17 protein-coding genes and 1 tRNA gene are annotated in these 15061 nt (G+C 61.3%); 10 read left to right on the top strand and 8 right to left on the bottom strand.

What is annotated here, in order from left to right:
- The first annotated feature begins 2 nt into the window (after positions 1–2).
- From EN949_RS23750 to EN949_RS23735, 4 genes are all read left to right on the top strand, one after another.
- On the top strand, positions 3–1121 hold the full coding sequence (locus tag EN949_RS23750) for a CaiB/BaiF CoA-transferase family protein (RefSeq protein ID WP_245472486.1): 1119 nt from the start codon (positions 3–5) through the stop codon (positions 1119–1121).
- Between the two features lie 31 nt (positions 1122–1152).
- Positions 1153–1932: a HugZ family protein gene (locus EN949_RS23745; RefSeq protein ID WP_064994473.1), complete on the top strand. Its 780-nt coding sequence runs from the start codon at positions 1153–1155 to the stop codon at positions 1930–1932.
- Between the two features lie 152 nt (positions 1933–2084).
- Complete coding sequence (locus tag EN949_RS23740; RefSeq protein ID WP_013529913.1) at positions 2085–2429, top strand: metalloregulator ArsR/SmtB family transcription factor; 345 nt, start codon at positions 2085–2087, stop codon at positions 2427–2429.
- 164 nt (positions 2430–2593) lie between these two features.
- A complete protein-coding gene (locus tag EN949_RS23735; RefSeq protein WP_063168873.1) occupies positions 2594–3409 on the top strand; it encodes an RNA methyltransferase in 816 nt (271 codons plus the stop codon).
- A 92-nt stretch (positions 3410–3501) separates the two neighbouring features.
- Here the strand turns inward: EN949_RS23735 and EN949_RS23730 are convergent, their stop codons facing one another.
- Both EN949_RS23730 and EN949_RS23725 read right to left on the bottom strand, forming a co-directional pair.
- A complete protein-coding gene (locus EN949_RS23730) occupies positions 3502–4638 on the bottom strand; it encodes a hypothetical protein (RefSeq protein ID WP_063168874.1) in 1137 nt (378 codons plus the stop codon).
- Between the two features lie 176 nt (positions 4639–4814).
- Positions 4815–5351 carry an EipA family protein gene (locus EN949_RS23725; RefSeq protein WP_224621527.1) on the bottom strand — a complete coding sequence of 179 codons (537 nt, stop codon included), beginning with the start codon at positions 5349–5351 and terminating at the stop codon, positions 4815–4817.
- A 391-nt stretch (positions 5352–5742) separates the two neighbouring features.
- Here EN949_RS23725 and EN949_RS23720 point away from each other — a divergent pair, with 391 nt between their 5' ends.
- Positions 5743–6372, top strand: coding sequence for a histidine phosphotransferase family protein (locus EN949_RS23720; RefSeq protein ID WP_024504504.1), 630 nt, complete (start codon positions 5743–5745; stop codon positions 6370–6372).
- A gap of 238 nt (positions 6373–6610) precedes the next feature.
- Complete coding sequence (locus tag EN949_RS23715; RefSeq protein ID WP_024504503.1) at positions 6611–7015, top strand: response regulator; 405 nt, start codon at positions 6611–6613, stop codon at positions 7013–7015.
- A gap of 104 nt (positions 7016–7119) precedes the next feature.
- Here EN949_RS23715 and ctrA read toward each other — a convergent pair whose 3' ends face one another.
- Positions 7120–7815, bottom strand: coding sequence for a cell cycle two-component system response regulator CtrA (ctrA, locus tag EN949_RS23710; RefSeq protein WP_006203583.1), 696 nt, complete (start codon positions 7813–7815; stop codon positions 7120–7122).
- A gap of 452 nt (positions 7816–8267) precedes the next feature.
- Between ctrA and EN949_RS23705 the strand changes: the two genes are divergently transcribed.
- The gene (locus EN949_RS23705; protein ID WP_013529907.1) at positions 8268–8645 is read left to right on the top strand and encodes a flagellar export protein FliJ; all 378 of its coding nucleotides are present in this window, start codon (positions 8268–8270) and stop codon (positions 8643–8645) included.
- A 96-nt stretch (positions 8646–8741) separates the two neighbouring features.
- Here the strand turns inward: EN949_RS23705 and EN949_RS23700 are convergent, their stop codons facing one another.
- Positions 8742–9140, bottom strand: a complete 399-nt coding sequence (locus EN949_RS23700) for a helix-turn-helix domain-containing protein (RefSeq protein WP_013529906.1) — start codon at positions 9138–9140, stop codon at positions 8742–8744.
- A 90-nt stretch (positions 9141–9230) separates the two neighbouring features.
- Between EN949_RS23700 and EN949_RS23695 the strand changes: the two genes are divergently transcribed.
- Positions 9231–10157: an NADP-dependent oxidoreductase gene (locus EN949_RS23695; RefSeq protein ID WP_063168875.1), complete on the top strand. Its 927-nt coding sequence runs from the start codon at positions 9231–9233 to the stop codon at positions 10155–10157.
- A 69-nt stretch (positions 10158–10226) separates the two neighbouring features.
- Here the strand turns inward: EN949_RS23695 and EN949_RS23690 are convergent, their stop codons facing one another.
- Positions 10227–10502, bottom strand: a complete 276-nt coding sequence (locus EN949_RS23690; protein WP_013529904.1) for a DUF1153 domain-containing protein — start codon at positions 10500–10502, stop codon at positions 10227–10229.
- A gap of 289 nt (positions 10503–10791) precedes the next feature.
- Between EN949_RS23690 and mnmA the strand changes: the two genes are divergently transcribed.
- Entirely contained in the window at positions 10792–11982 is a 1191-nt protein-coding gene (gene mnmA, locus EN949_RS23685; protein WP_013529903.1) for a tRNA 2-thiouridine(34) synthase MnmA, read from the top strand.
- Positions 11983–12038: 56 nt separating this feature from the next.
- Here mnmA and EN949_RS23680 read toward each other — a convergent pair whose 3' ends face one another.
- Complete coding sequence (locus tag EN949_RS23680; RefSeq protein WP_013529902.1) at positions 12039–13004, bottom strand: Gfo/Idh/MocA family oxidoreductase; 966 nt, start codon at positions 13002–13004, stop codon at positions 12039–12041.
- A gap of 240 nt (positions 13005–13244) precedes the next feature.
- On the opposite strand from EN949_RS23680, the gene EN949_RS23675 reads away from it, so the two are divergent.
- Positions 13245–13321: transfer RNA gene (locus tag EN949_RS23675), tRNA-Met, on the top strand.
- A gap of 182 nt (positions 13322–13503) precedes the next feature.
- On the opposite strand, the gene fghA is transcribed toward EN949_RS23675, so the two are convergent.
- Both fghA and EN949_RS23665 read right to left on the bottom strand, forming a co-directional pair.
- Complete coding sequence (gene fghA, locus EN949_RS23670) at positions 13504–14349, bottom strand: S-formylglutathione hydrolase (RefSeq protein ID WP_127366539.1); 846 nt, start codon at positions 14347–14349, stop codon at positions 13504–13506.
- Positions 14350–14561: 212 nt separating this feature from the next.
- Positions 14562–15061 (bottom strand): zinc-binding dehydrogenase (locus EN949_RS23665; protein ID WP_164755883.1); only part of this gene is annotated, 500 nt, incomplete at its 5' end.

Raw genomic sequence — 15061 nt, 5'->3', positions numbered from 1 at the left:
TGATCGAGATGGCCGGGCTCGGCGCCGTGCCGCTGGCCGGCCTGATGCTGTCGGAGATGGGCGCGCAACTGTTGCGCATCGAACGGGCGGGGACGAGCCAGCTCCTGCCGCTGCCGGATGAGTATAACATCGACCGCCATGGCCGCGCCGTGCTGCGCCTCGACCTGAAGCGCCGTGAAGGCACCGATCTGTTGCTGCGCCTTGCCGAAAAGGCGGACATGTTGCTCGAAGGCTTTCGTCCGGGCGTCATGGAGCGGCTCGGCCTCGGCCCGGAAACGGTGCTGGCGCGTAACCCGGCGCTGATTTACGGCCGTATGACCGGCTTCGGCCAGGACGGTCCGCTCGCCGGCCGCGCCGGCCATGACATAACCTACCTCGCCTATAGCGGCGTGCTGCACGCCATCGGCCATGCCGGCGGCCGTCCCGTCCCGCCGCTCAACCTCGTTGCAGACTATGGCGGTGGCGCCATGATGCTGGTTGCCGGCGTGCTGGCCGCCCTTTTCCAACGTTCGCGCACAGGCAAGGGTGAAGTCATCGACGCCGCGATGGTCGATGGCGCCTCGATGCTGGCGGTGCCCCTGCACGCCTTGATGGCGGCCGGCTTGTGGAGCGATAAGCGTGGCGCGAACCTGCTCGATTCCGGCGCCCCGTTCTACGACACCTATGAGACGTCGGACGGACGCCATATCGCCATCGGCTGTCTCGAGCCGCAATTCTTCGCCGAATTCGCCAGGCTGCTGCCGCTCGACGAGCGCTTTGCATCCGGCCAGTACGACAAGGCCCTGTGGCCGCCGATGCGCGCCGCCATTGCCGATCGGATCCGGCAGAAACCACGCGACGACTGGGACCGGTTGTTCGCGCAAACCGATGCCTGCGTTGCACCCGTTCTGTCGCTGCAAGAGGCAAAGCACCACCCGCACAATCGGGCACGCAATGCCTCTGTGACGGCAGGTGCATTTGAGCGCCCGGCCCCGGCCCCGCGTTTCTCGAGTTCGCAACCGACATTGGCCACTATGCCCGGCGATGAGGATCTGTTGCCGTCGACAATGCTGGCACGTTTCGGCTTTGCGAAAGCCGAGATCGACGACCTTGTCAAATCCGGCTTGCTGACCGATAACTAGAGAACAAAGATCAACTTACTGCGGTGCTGCCTTGGACGAGCCGAAGAAGGACGTGATCCGTGAGACGGACGCCGAAGCGATCCGGCTGGCGAAGACGCTTCTGCGCAGCGCCCGCTTTGGCGCCCTGGCGGTGATCGAACCGCAAACCGGCTCGCCGCTGGCCAGCAGGGTTGGCGTGGCCACCGACATCGACGGCGCACCGCTGATCCTGGTGTCGATGCTTTCGGCGCACACCGGCGCGCTGCTTGCCGACCCGCGCTGTTCCCTGTTGCTCGGCGAACCAGGCAAGGGCGACCCGCTGGCGCACCCGCGCCTGACACTGGTCTGCCAGGCGGTAAGGATCGAGCGCGGATCGGCCGAACACGCCCGCACCGAGCGCCGTTACCTCAATCACAATGCCAGGGCGAAACTTTACGCCGGTCTCGGTGACTTTTCGATCTTTCGCCTCGATCCGCAACGCGCCAGCCTCAACGGCGGCTTCGGCAAGGCCTATCAGCTCGACCGATCGGATCTGCTCGCCAGCGGACCGGTCGTCGAGGAACTCGCGGCGCGCGAACAATCGGCCATCGACCACATGAACGCCGACCATCTCGACGCGATCGCCGTTTACGCACAGCATTTCGCCAAAGTATCCGGCAACGGCTGGCGTATTGCCGGATTCGATGCCGATGGCATGGATCTGGTGTCGGGCGACGATGCTTGCCGGGTCTTTTACCCGCAACCTCTGGGCGCAGCAGGTGAATTGCGGCACGTTCTGGTCGATATGGCGAGGGCGGGCCGAGCCATTGTCGACGCCGGGACTGAGACTTAATTATGCTGGATCAAAAGCAACACTTGAGATTTAGGTGAAATGCTCTACCTTTTAGTGACGCTGAATCGCCAGCGCCGATCGATAAGTGAATTTATGGAATCAGACGCCATTGCCCCCATGGCGTCGGGATGAACAGGAAGCATGGGGGATCGATGGTCTCGACAAAGCTAATCGTGAACGCCGAATCGGCGGCAGAGTTTCTCATGCTGATGGGCAATGAGAAGCGACTGTTGATCATGAGCTACCTCGCCGAAGGTGAAATGTCGGTGGGAGCCATAGCCGAGAAGGTGATGCTCAGCCAATCCGCCCTGTCCCAGCATCTCGCCAAGTTGCGGGCGCTCGACCTTGTCGACACCCGCCGCGACCGGCAGATGATTTACTACTCCTGCAAATCCGACGCCGTGCGAGAACTGCTTGTCATGTTGGACGGCATTTTCGGCAGCGGCAAGGATGACCTGTCCCAGATGGCGCACCGCTTGCGCCGTGCTGGAACCTGACCACACAGCCGCCGATCTCGCCGGTGATTCAGAGCGGCATGCGCCGATTTGGGGCGCACAAAGCTGGCTGATTGTCCCGAATTGTCGCATCGTGCTTTCCAAACAAGGTGAGCGCCGGGAAGCGGTCCGGATTTTCGGGCCGATGCGACGGTCGCGAGGAATGCATGGATCCCATTCGCATCGACGACCCGCAAGATCCGCGCGTCGCTGCCTATCTCGACATTCGCGAGCGTGACCTCGCCGGCCGGCAAGGCCGCTTCGTCGCCGAAGGCAAGGTGGTGCTCGACCTGCTGCTCACAACTGGACGCTTTGCCGCCGAATCGGTCCTCGTCCTGGAAAACCGGCTGGCGGGTCTCGACAAGATCCTGAGCAAGGCGCCCGCCGATCTCCCGGTCTATGTGGCAACCAGCGCGGTGATGGACGCAATCGCCGGATTTCACATGCATCGCGGCATCCTGGCCATGGGCCGCAAGGGAGCGCCGCAGCCGGCCGAAGCCCTGCTCGATGGCTTGCCGCCTCGTGCGCTGGTCGTGGTGCTCGTCGGCATCGCCAATCATGACAATGTGGGCTCGATCTTCCGCAACGCCGCCGCCTTTGGCGCTGACGCGGTTTTGCTGGATGCGACGTGCTGCGACCCGCTCTATCGCAAGGCGATCCGCGTTTCGGTCGGCGCCGCGCTCAAGATCCCGTTCGCATCGTTCACCGACACCGCCGGCTTCACAACGATGCTCGCCCGACGTGGCTTCGAACAATTCGCGCTCTCGCCCCGCGGGGAGACCGACATCCGCGATGCGCAGCGCAGCGAGCGCCTGGCGCTCTATCTCGGCACCGAGGGCGAAGGCTTGCCGGACGACCTGCTCGCAAGCCTGCACGACGTGCGGATCACCATGGCGGAAGGCTTCGACAGCCTGAATGTCGCCGCGGCTTCAGCCATCGCGCTGCATCATTTTTCGGCTAGAGCAATTCTAGGAAAAGTGTGAAGCGGTTTTCCGTCCAGAATTGCCTCAAAGCAAAGAGTTAGGGCATTTCGCCGTTTCCGTGAAACGGTGAAATGCTCTAAGGAGACCTGATCTCAGCTTGTCGCGTCAGCCTTCTGCAGCGCGCGCACGCGGTCGGCAAGACTGCGGTCACCGTTGCCGGAGCGTGCGTCCGACGGTACCGCCAATGCCATGGCGATCGGCGAACCAGGCCCCTCGAGCTTGGCCGTCAGATGGACGACCTCCGCCGCCAGCTCGTTCATCTGCTCGCGCAAGGCGGAGCTGCTGTCAGCGGCCTTGGAGGCGGCCAGTGCGGTGAGATCCGCCTTCAGCCGTTTGTTCTCGCGCGCCAGCGCCGTCAGCCTCGCCTCGAGCTGCTCACGGTCGCTATCGAGCTTGGCGATTGCCTTGTCGAAATCATCGCTCCTCGCGACATCGCCGCCCTTGCCGACCAGCCGCAAGGCTGGCGCGCTGTCCTCGGATTTCGATCTTTCGCGCATGCGTGCCAGTTCCTTTTCGCGGCGGTCGAGTTTGTCTTCTCGATCGGCAAGTGTGGCCAGCAGCCGTTCGACCTTCTTGTCGAGCTCGGCGGTCTTTTTCTTCTCGGCTTTCAGGGCGTCCCGCGCGGCCTTGCTTTCGGCCGCGATTTCCTGGCCGCGCCTGTCGGCTTCCTTGCGCTGGCCGCGCAGCATCGCAATGTCACTGGCGAGTTTCTGCATTTCGGACTCTCGCGCCACGAGCTCGATCTGCCGGCTGCTCGAGGAAAAACTGGCGTCGTCATACATGCGCTCCAGCTTTTCCAGCTCAAGGGCGCGCTTTTCCAGCTTGCGTTCGGTTTCCTTCAGACGCTCCGAAAGCTGCTGCAACTCGCCCTCTCGCTGACGCAGCGCTTCGTTCTTCGCGCCCAGCTCGGTCAGCACCTGGTTCTTGTCAGTCCGCTCGACCGCCAGGCCCTTCATGGCCTCGCGACCGCGATTGATCTCGACCAGTTGTTCGGCCGCCTTCTCACGCAACGCCTTGACGCTGATTTCCAGGCGGCGCGTCGTCATGGCGTATTCGGCGCGGATGCGATCCTTGTCCGCCTGGATCTCGGTCTGCGTCAGAGGGATCGAGGATTCGATGCGTTTGCGTGTAAGCGCGACCGCACGACGCCATATGGCCGGAGCCACCATGAGCGCCAGAAAGCCAGCGCAGAGAAAGCCGAGGACGAAGAACAGGACCGACTGGACCAAGTGACTACCCGTTGTGGCCGGCAAGCATCAAAAGCGCATAGATCGCTTTGACTGTGCCACGTTGACATGGCGGAAATCCAGCGTTGCGGCAAGGGTTTGCCGCAACGGTACGAGTTTAATGCATGTCGACCCAAAAGCGGTCCCGGTTTTGGACAACGACAGCCAAGGACTTCAGCCTAGAACGGATTCCACGTGGCCCGCTCGGTAAGCTTCAGATAGCCGAGATTGACGCCGAGCCGAGCACCGACGCCGGTGCGGATCGGCACCAGGAGAACATTGTTGTTCTTCAGCACGTTGAAGCCGACGCCCGCCACCACATAGGCTGAACCGGCAACGCCGCCATAGCGGTTGTAGAGGCTGCCCACATCATCGAGATTGTAGACCAGCATCATCACCCGCGACCCCTCGCCGCCGAAATCCCAGCCGAGCGACGGGCCTTGCCAGAACACTTTGTGGTCGCCGGCATTCTTGGTGTAGAGCGTGCCTTCGCCATAGGTCAGGCCACCGATCAGCGCACCAGAACCCTCTTCGCCCAGCAGATAGCCGTTGGGCAGGCCGTAGGAGGCAAAAATCTTCTCGATCACCGTGGCGAGTCCGCCCGATGTGGCGCCAAAAAATTTGTGACCGGAATCGACAATCTCCTGAGCGGTGTATTCCTGGGCCCGCAGGGCTGAAGTCGAGAAGACGAGAACGCCCAGGAGCGTGACCGCCATTGAGAAGACACGGAGAAAGCTCCGGTCGTAGTATCGGGAAAACATGCTTCCAATCTCCGTCAGGGAGCACCTTCGCCGACGCCTCGCACCCCGTACGGCTCTTTTAGCCGGCCGTTAAGGGTAACTGTTAGGGGCAAATTATGCCGTAATCCTTTTTCAACCATTAAGCTCCCACATGAACATGGCGGTTCGAAGGCTGTTTGGGGTCGCTCAATTGGGGTCGGCAGCCTGCGTGAACACGCCATTTGCCACAACCACAATTTGGATTTGTTGCTGCACGCACGGGCGCTGTGTATTCAGAAAGCCTGAGGAGAGAGTGCGTGATTCGTGTGGCAGGCGACGATCGATCGCCCGGCCATGAGTTGTGAGATTTTGCAGGGATTTTTCGCCGATGGCCGATCTGTTCACCCTTTCCGCACCCGATCTGGCAGCGCTTTTGTGCAGCCGGGTCTGCCACGATATCATCTCGCCGGTCGGCGCGATCAACAACGGGCTCGAATTGCTTGATGAAGGCGGCGCCGATGAGGACGCCATGAAGCTGATCCGTCAGAGCGCCCGCAACGCTTCGGCCCGCCTTCAGTTCGCCCGCATCGCCTTCGGTGCCGCCGGTTCGGCCGGTATGTTGATCGATACCGGCGATGCCGAAGCGGTCGCCATCGCCTTCCTCAAGAACGAAAAGCCGGAACTGACCTGGAACGGGCCCCGCGCGTTGCTGCCCAAGAACAAGGTCAAGCTGCTGCTCAACCTGATCCTCGTCGCCAATGCCGCCATTCCGCGCGGCGGCAAGCTTTCCGTGACGCTGGAAAACCTTGAGACCGAACCGCGTTTCGCGCTTGCGTCGGCTGGCCCGATGCTGCGGGTGCCGCCGAAATTCCTCGAACTGCATTCCGGCCACAAGCCGGAGGAGCCGATCGACGCGCATTCCGTGCAGCCCTATTACACGCTGCTTCTGGCGCGCGAGGCCGGCATGACGATATCGATCCACGCGACGCCGGAAGAAATCGTGCTTTCGGCGGCCTGATGCGCAGCCGATAAAGCGAAGTATTTTTTCATTTAAAGCTGTAATTCCAGCTCATCGACTTGAGATGCGTCTGGTCGTTCAGGCGGCGCCAAAGCATTCGTGAATAAAAGTAGGCACCTGCCCATCTTTATAAAAATTTTACCTAACGCCTTTTCGGCTTCTTTACCAGATTGGCCTATGGTGCGTCCTGGATGCCCCCGACGCTACCGGACTGCCAGAAGGCAAAGAGGACCCGGAAATGAAACGCTGCATGTTCGTCGACGATTCAAGCGTTATCAGGAAGGTTGCAAAACGCATCCTGGGCGGCTCCGAAATGATTGTCATCGAGGCCGCCAGCGGACTTGACGCGCTGGAGATGTGCGCCGCCGACATGCCCGACATCATCGTCGTCGATGGCGCCTTGCCCGACGTACCGGCGGTCGATCTCATCCGTCGCGTCCGCGCCATGGAGAGCCCGATAAGGCCGCAGATCCTGATTTCCCTGGTCGAGCTCGATATTGCTTCGATCATGCGGGCCAAGCGAGCCGGCGCCCAGGGCTATCTCTTGAAGCCGTTCAACCGCCCGCAGTTGCTCGAGCGCTTTCGCACCTTGAAGAGCGCACCTGATTCGGCATCCTTGAGCAACTCCAGAAAAAGTGCGTGACGGTCTTCTGCTCGGAAGCCCAAAAGCAGACCGTTACCAGCCCATCATGCAAAAACCCGGCCGAAGCCGGGTTTTTTATTGAAAAGATTCGAACGATTCGTCGCTCAGGCGCTGACGCGAATGTCTTCCGGTTCGCGCAGCACATAGCCGCGACCCCAGACCGTTTCGATGTAGTTCTGACCGCCCGATGCCGCGTCGAGCTTTTTGCGCAGCTTGCAGATGAAGACGTCGATGATTTTCAGCTCAGGCTCGTCCATGCCGCCATAGAGGTGGTTGAGGAACATTTCCTTGGTCAACGTGGTGCCCTTGCGTAGCGAGAGCAACTCCAGCATCTGGTATTCCTTGCCGGTCAGGTGCACGCGCTGGCCGCCGACTTCGACTGTCTTGGCATCGAGGTTGACCACCAGGTCGCCGGTGGTGATGACCGACTGGGCGTGGCCCTTGGAACGCCGCACGATGGCATGAATGCGGGCAACCAGCTCGTCCTTGTGGAATGGCTTGGTCATGTAGTCGTCTGCGCCGAAGCCGAGGCCGCGCACCTTGTCCTCGATGCCGGCCATGCCGGAGAGGATGAGAATAGGTGTTTTGACCTTGGAAAGGCGAAGCGTTCTCAAGACCTCGTAGCCTGACATGTCAGGCAGGTTGAGGTCGAGAAGAATGATATCGTAGTCGTAGAGCTTGCCTAGATCGACGCCCTCTTCACCGAGATCGGTCGTGTAGACGTTGAAACTTTCCGATTTCAGCATCAGTTCGATGCTTTGTGCGGTTGCACTGTCATCTTCTATCAGCAGAACACGCATTTTATTCCCCTTTTCTGCTGCCGGACCATTTCACGACCCGTCCGGACCCGGAGCAGTGGTTGCCTTGTGCAGAGGCTGCCATTGAATGGTTAACAAATCCTAATTTCCCGTCCATGACGGTACCAGATTTTTTAACCTCTTTCTACACCCTCTTGAATCTAATAACGAATCTCAGAACCAAATTCCTAATGCAACACATTAACAACCTGGACTAAGCGACTCCAGGGACTCATCGACGTCGCTTCCGCATCGGTGGCCGGAATTTTTACCCGGCCTTAAGTCCTGACCCGTATGATTAACAATGCCCGTAAACGAATGGTTACCGCCGGCAAAAAACTTTAGGGTTTTGTTTCCCATAGTTGGGGGAAAGCCGGTGGACACGGGTGCGGCCTGGGCGTTTCCAGGTGGTTTGGACGATAAGTGCGGGTGTGCGTTTCCGGGAGTACCGAATCATGAAGTCACGTGAAAACCTCGTTCGGCTGAAACAGTTTCAGGTGAATGAGAAGCGGCGGCAGCTGCTGCAGCTCGACATGATGATCGCCGAGTTCGAACGCATGGCCGTCGAGCTGGAGCTTCAGATTACCGCCGAGGAAAAGAAGGCCGGCATCACCGACATCAACCATTTCGCCTATCCGACCTTCGCCAAGGCGGCTCGCCTGCGCCGCGACAATCTCAGGAATTCCCAAAGCGACCTCGCCCAGCAGCGAAGCGCCGCCGAATCATTACTCGGCGAAGCTGAAGCGGAGCTTTCCAAAGCGGAAATGCTGGAATCGCGCGACACGAAGATCCGCGAAGCCGAAGTCGGTGGCCGCAGCGCCATGATCGGCTAAAACCCTGCCCTTGGCGACGTCAACGCTCGCCATCGGACTGGCGCATTGTCGCGGCTTGCGGCCCGGCGGAATACGCCCAGAAGAATGAAACCCGCCCTACGCGGCCCAATCCCCTTCATTCTCGGCAATTGCCCTTGCACGGGCATCCTTGATATCCGGCGCATGCTGCTCCGCCCATGACCTGATCTGGGTAAGCAGTCCCGCCAGGTTCTGACCGAGCTCGGTCAATTCATATTCGACGCGCGGCGGAATGACCGGAAAGATCTCGCGCCGTACCAATCCGTCGCGCTCGAGCACGCGCAGCGTCTGGGTCAGCATCTTCGGCGTGATGCCGTCAAGCTTCCGGGCAAGCTCGCCATTGCGCAGCCGGCCTTTGCGCAGCGCGCAAACCACCAGATAGACCCATTTGCTGGCCAGCATCTCCAGCACCGTGTGCGAAGGACACGTTCGCCGGAACGCGTCATAGCCGAAACCGCAATCATCTTCACTATCCATGAGGTGCGTATGTATCAGAAAGGTACATACTGGACAAGGGACTATTACTATCCAAATGATAGTGGCATCAACCGAGCAGGAGATATCTCAATGCGTGCCGCTATCCAGAATTCCGTCGGCGGACCCGACGTCCTTGTCATCGCCGATCAGCCCGATCCCACGCCAGAGGCCGGCGAAGTGCTGGTCGGTGTCAAGGCCGCGGGCATCAATCCGGTCGATGGCGCCGTCCGTGCCGGCTACTACCCCTTGCTCGGCGAGCCGCCCTTCATCCTGGGTTGGGATATCTCGGGAACTGTCGAAGCACTCGGCGCCGGCGTCACCGGCTTCAAGATCGGCGACGAGGTGTTCGGGATGCCGCGCTTTCCCAAGCAGGCCGCCGCCTATGCCGAGTTGGTTGCCGTACCTGCCGATCAAATCACACTGAAGCCGAAGGGCGCGGGCCACCTCGAGGCAGGCGCCTTGCCGCTGGCCGGCCTCACCGCCTGGCAAGGGCTTGTTCGCCACGGCGGGCTGAAATCGGGGCAGCGCGTATTGGTGCATGCGGGAGCCGGCGGCGTCGGTCATCTGGCGGTGCAGATCGCCAAGGCGCGCGGCGCCCACGTCGTCGCCACGGCCAGCCCGGGCAAGCTCGATTTCGTCCGCAACCTCGGCGCCGACGAGGTCATCGACTACACCAAGGGCGATTTCACCGACCAGGTTCGCGACATCGATCTGGTGCTGGATCCAATGGGGGGCGACCACGCCCAACGCTCGCTGAAGGTGCTCAAGCGTGGCGGCGTGCTGGTGTCACTGCTCGATGTCAGCGACGACACAAGGGCGCACGCCAGTGCGCGCGATATTCGGGTCGAGCGTATGTCGGTCTTCCCCGACAGGGAGGGCCTGCTGGAACTGGCTCGGTTGATCGATGCCAACAAGATCACCGTCCATGTGGCGAAGAGCTTCCCACTGGACCAGGCGGGGGCCGCTCACGCCTTCCTTGCCACCAAGCCGATCGGCAAGGTTGTGCTGTCGCTCTGAGCGGAACGGTGACCGTGAAAAACAGAAGGGCGCGGAGTTAGCCGCGCCCTTCATCTAAATTCGCAATGGTCAGTGCCGGTATTGCTGGATGCGTGTCGTGCGCAGCCCGGCAAGGCCGTATTCGTCGATCGACGCCTGCCAGGACAGGAATTCCTCGGTGGTGAGCTTGTAGCGTTGGCATGCCTCGTCCAGGCTCAAAAGCCCGCCGCGCACGGCCGCAACCACTTCCGCCTTACGCCGGATAACCCAGCGACGTGTATTGGTCGGCGGCAGATCGGCAATCGTAAGAGGGCTGCCGTCAGGCCCGATAACATATTTGACTCTCGGTCTAACCAGATCGGTCATCGTACTCTCTACAAAAAACTCAAAGACCCAATCCCCGCCACGTTACCGCCACAGCTTTAAAAATTGCCTAAGCAGACCCTAATGACTAGGTAAGGATCATGAACGCCGCGTTAGTCTTTTCGCCGGCATTTGAAACATCTGCCCGCAAACCCTGATTTGCCGGGGGAAAATGCATCCATTGGCGAAGATCGGCCACAAACGGTGAATCGCCCTGCACGCTGGCGCGCCGGTAAAGCTTGACCTATATTCTCGACATTGGCATTGAGGCGCCGCGCAGAACGAAAGCATCATGAACAGTCTCGATCTTCCCGGACGTCCCGAAAACACCCGCATCGTCGTCGCCATGTCCGGCGGTGTCGATTCATCGGTCGTCGCCGGCCTGCTGAAACGCGAGGGCTACGACGTCGTCGGCGTCACCTTGCAGCTCTACGACCACGGCGCGGCGACGCACCGGGCCGGCTCATGCTGCGCGGGGCAGGACATCGACGATGCCCGCCGTGTCTCCGAGACGCTCGGCATCCCCCATTATGTGCTCGACTACGAGGAACGCTTCCGCAAGGCGGTCATCGATCCCTTCGCCGAGAGCTACGTCGCCGGCGAGACGCCGATCCCGTGCGTTTCCTGCAACCAGACGGTGAAGTTCGCCGACCTCCTGGCCACCGCCAAGGAGCTCGGCGCCGACGCGCTGGCCACCGGCCACTACATCCGTTCCGGCGCCAATGGCGCCCAGCGCGCGCTCTACCGTCCGGTCGACGCCGACCGTGACCAGAGCTACTTCCTGTTCGCCACCACGCAGGCGCAGATCGATTATCTGCGCTTTCCCCTCGGCGGCCTGTCGAAGCCTCAGGTTCGCGCCATCGCCGAGGAGATGGGGCTGGCGGTTGCCGCCAAGCAGGACAGCCAGGACATCTGCTTCGTGCCGCAGGGCAAGTATTCCGACATCATCGCCAAGCTGAAGCCAACTGCGGCCAATCCGGGCGACATCGTCCACATCGACGGCCGCGTGCTCGGCCGCCATGAGGGCATCCTGCGCTACACGATCGGCCAGCGCCGTGGCATCGGCATCGCTTCCGGCGAGCCGCTTTACGTCGTCCATCTCGATGCCGACCGGGCTCGCGTCGTGGTTGGCCCGCGCGAGGCGCTGGAGACGCACAAGATCTATCTGCGCAATATGAACTGGCTGGGCGACGGACCGCTCACAGACGTCCCTGCCGGCGGCCTGGAACTGTTCGCCAAGGTCCGCTCGACGCGGCCGCCGCGCCCGGCCGTGCTGCATCATCGTGCCGGTGCCACATGGGTGGAGCTGGTAGACGGCGAGTCCGGCATCGCGCCGGGCCAGGCCTGCGTGCTCTACTCCGATGACGGCAACGAGGCCCGCGTGTTCGGCGGCGGCTTCATCGAGCGATCGGAGCGTGGCGCCGAGGCCGAGGCCATGCTGACCCGGCTTGCCGCCCGGCCGGCCCAGATTCCCGCGGAATAAGATTCCCGCGGAATAAGATTCTTGCCGAATAAGTTTCCTGCCGAATAATCCGCGCTTCAGGAATTCGACTTGGTGTGGGTGACCGTGCCGGCGGTCAGGATGCGCAGCACCCGGATCGCTTCCTCGCCGCTGGTACGCGGTTCGGCACGAGTCTCGATGCACTGGATGAAATGCTCCAGCTCGCGCGTCAGCGGCATGCCCTGGGCAACCGCGACATAGGACGGCTCATTGGTGGTGAAGGCCCATTGGCCGCTGTCCTGCCACACCGCGTGGCGGTAGACGGCCAGCTTGCGTTCCCATGGCTCGACGTCGTCGAACACCGCCATTGCCTTGGTGCCGACCACGGTCAGCCGCCGCTCGCGATAGGGATTGAGACGCGAGGTGAAGAGATGGCTGCGCAGGCCGTTGGGGAAGCGCATGTGCAGATGCGCGAAGTCGCTGAGATTGTCGAGCAGGGCGGCCCCCTCGCCGCGCACCTCGATCGGCTCTGTGCCGGTGATCGCCAGGATCATCGATAGATCGTGCGGCGCCAGGTCCCACAGCGCGTCGTTCTCTGTGTGGAACTTGCCGAGGCCGAGCCGGTGAGAGTGGATGTAGCGGACTTCGCCAAGCTCGCCCTTGTCGATCAGCCCTTTCAGCGTCTCGAAGGCGGGGTGGAACCGCAGGACATGGCCGACCATGAAGACGCGGCCATTATCCTTGGCCGCCTGCACCGCACGCTCGGCATCCGCCACCGTCAGCGCGATCGGCTTTTCCACCAGCACGTCCTTGCCGTTCTCGACGGCACGTACCGCAAGGTCGGCATGGAATTGCGGCGGCAGCGCCATGACGATGGCGTCGATATCGTCACGGACGAACAGCTGGTCCGGCTCGATCGCCAGGCAGTCCTGCTCGCTGGCAAAGCCTTCCGCGCGGGCCCGGTTGGTATCGGAGACCGCGTGCAGCGCGCCGAGCGCCTTGAGAGTGCGGATGTGGTTGCTGCCCCAGTATCCGCAACCGAGGACTGCTATGCGCGGCTTCATCTGTTTCAAACTCTAAAAACTCGTGGCCGAGACATAGCGACGTGCCCCTTCGAACTCAACCCCGGCGGCGACAACCAAATGTCGCCGCGGCAAAGCTTTTCGATAATGACGATAAGCCGGCAAGCCGGTTGCTTCGAAGCTTGACAGGCTCGCCCTCCCAACCTTATATCCGCGCGACCTTGGCGAACGCCCCCGACATGCCTTTCGATTTGAGGCGGATTTCGGGTCTTTCGCCGCCCTGGCGGGGTAGCTCAGTTGGTTAGAGCACGGGAATCATAATCCTGGGGTCGGGGGTTCAAGTCCCTCTCCCGCTACCAAAATCCAGTTAAACCGTTGAAATGGCTAAAAAATTTGTACGCGTTGGTAGCGCCTCCGGTTGAAATTGTTCAATAATTTCAATGCGGCGCCATCGTGTTCCTCGCCCTGGTAGAGACGAAAAAGAGTAACGCGGTCCTCGCTTGGACGAGGATTAATCCGATTGCATCGCTCGGACCTCGACCTATGCAAGCCGTTCCGCATGCCATCTCAAATGGTCGTCCATGAATGTCGAAATGAAGAAATACGAATGGTCGTATCCGTCTTGCATGCGCAACGTCAGCGGAATGCCGGCTTTGGCGCAGGCCGCCTCCAAAAGCCAGGGTCTCAGCCCGTCATTCAGGAACCCGTCCGATGTTCCCTGATCGACGAGAAATTCCGGGAAGCGGCGCCCGTCTTCAACAAGCGAAGTAGCGTCGTAGGCCCGCCACGAGGCCTCATCCGTGCCGAGATATTTTTCGAAAGCCGGCCTTGACCAGCCGGCAGCGCTTGGCTGCACGATCGGCGCAAATGCCGAGCAACTCCTGAACCGCTGCGGGTTTTTCAAAGCAATCGTCAGCGCGCCGTGTCCGCCCATCGAATGGCCCGTTATGGCTTGGCGCGACATGTCTGCCGGAAAATTAGCGGCGATCAGCGTGGGTAGTTCCTCGACGAGGTAGGAATACATCCGGTAGTTCTTCGCATAAGGCTCCTGCGTTGCATCAAGATAAAAGCCGGCGCCGCCGCCAAACTGCCAATTGTCCTTGTCATCAGGGATGTCGGCGCCGCGCGGACTGGTGTCTGGACAGACGACGATCAGGCCAAGTTCGGCGGCCATGCGCCTGTATTCGCCTTTGTCCATGACATTTTGATGGGTGCAGGTCAGTCCCGACAAATACCACACCACGGGGCGAGGCGTTTCCCGGGCCTGTGGAGGCACGAAAACGGCAAACGTCATGTCGCAGCAGCAACTCGTCGACAGGTGCGAATAGATGCCCTGCACTCCGCCATGGGATTTTGCCTGGGAGATGGTCTTCATGGGTTCCGGCATATTCCCTCTCCACGGATTTCAAACACCAATGGGCCGGTGTCTACGGCATCGACATTGATCGCGGCAACCCGGGCGGATCAGGTGGGGTCGAACCGACCGGCGGCGCGGACATCCGGAATGTCAGTCGCGCCGCCGGCCTAACGCCCGATGTCGGGGAGGCACGGTATTTTGGGAACACAGAGCCTTCGACGCGGGCGTGTCGTGTGAGCCGGTCAGTAAACCACGACGCTGCGAATGCTCTCCCCGGCATGCATGAGATCGAAACCCTTGTTGATGTCCTCGAGCTTCAGCGTGTGGGTGATCATAGGGTCGATCTGGATCTTGCCGTCCATGTACCAGTCGACGATCTTCGGCACATCGGTGCGGCCGCGCGCGCCGCCGAAGGCGGTGCCCATCCAGGTGCGGCCGGTGACCAGCTGGAACGGCCGCGTCGAGATCTCCTGGCCGGCGCCGGCAACGCCGATGACCACCGACTTGCCCCAGCCGCGATGCGAGGCTTCGAGCGCCTGACGCATGACCTTGGTGCTGCCGGTGCAGTCGAATGTGTAGTCGGCGCCGCCGACCTGGTCGGCGCCACGCTTGGTCATGTTGACGAGGTAGGGCACGACATCGCCGTCGATCTCCTTCGGATTGACGAAATGCGTCATGCCGAACCGCTCGCCCCACTCCTTCTTGTCGTTGTTCAAATCGACGCCGATGATCATGTCGGCGC

This window comes from Mesorhizobium sp. M7A.F.Ca.US.007.01.2.1 (assembly GCF_003998165.1).
In the GTDB taxonomy this organism is placed as follows: domain Bacteria; phylum Pseudomonadota; class Alphaproteobacteria; order Rhizobiales; family Rhizobiaceae; genus Mesorhizobium; species Mesorhizobium ciceri.
This window is presented reverse-complemented; position numbering and strand designations above follow the sequence as displayed.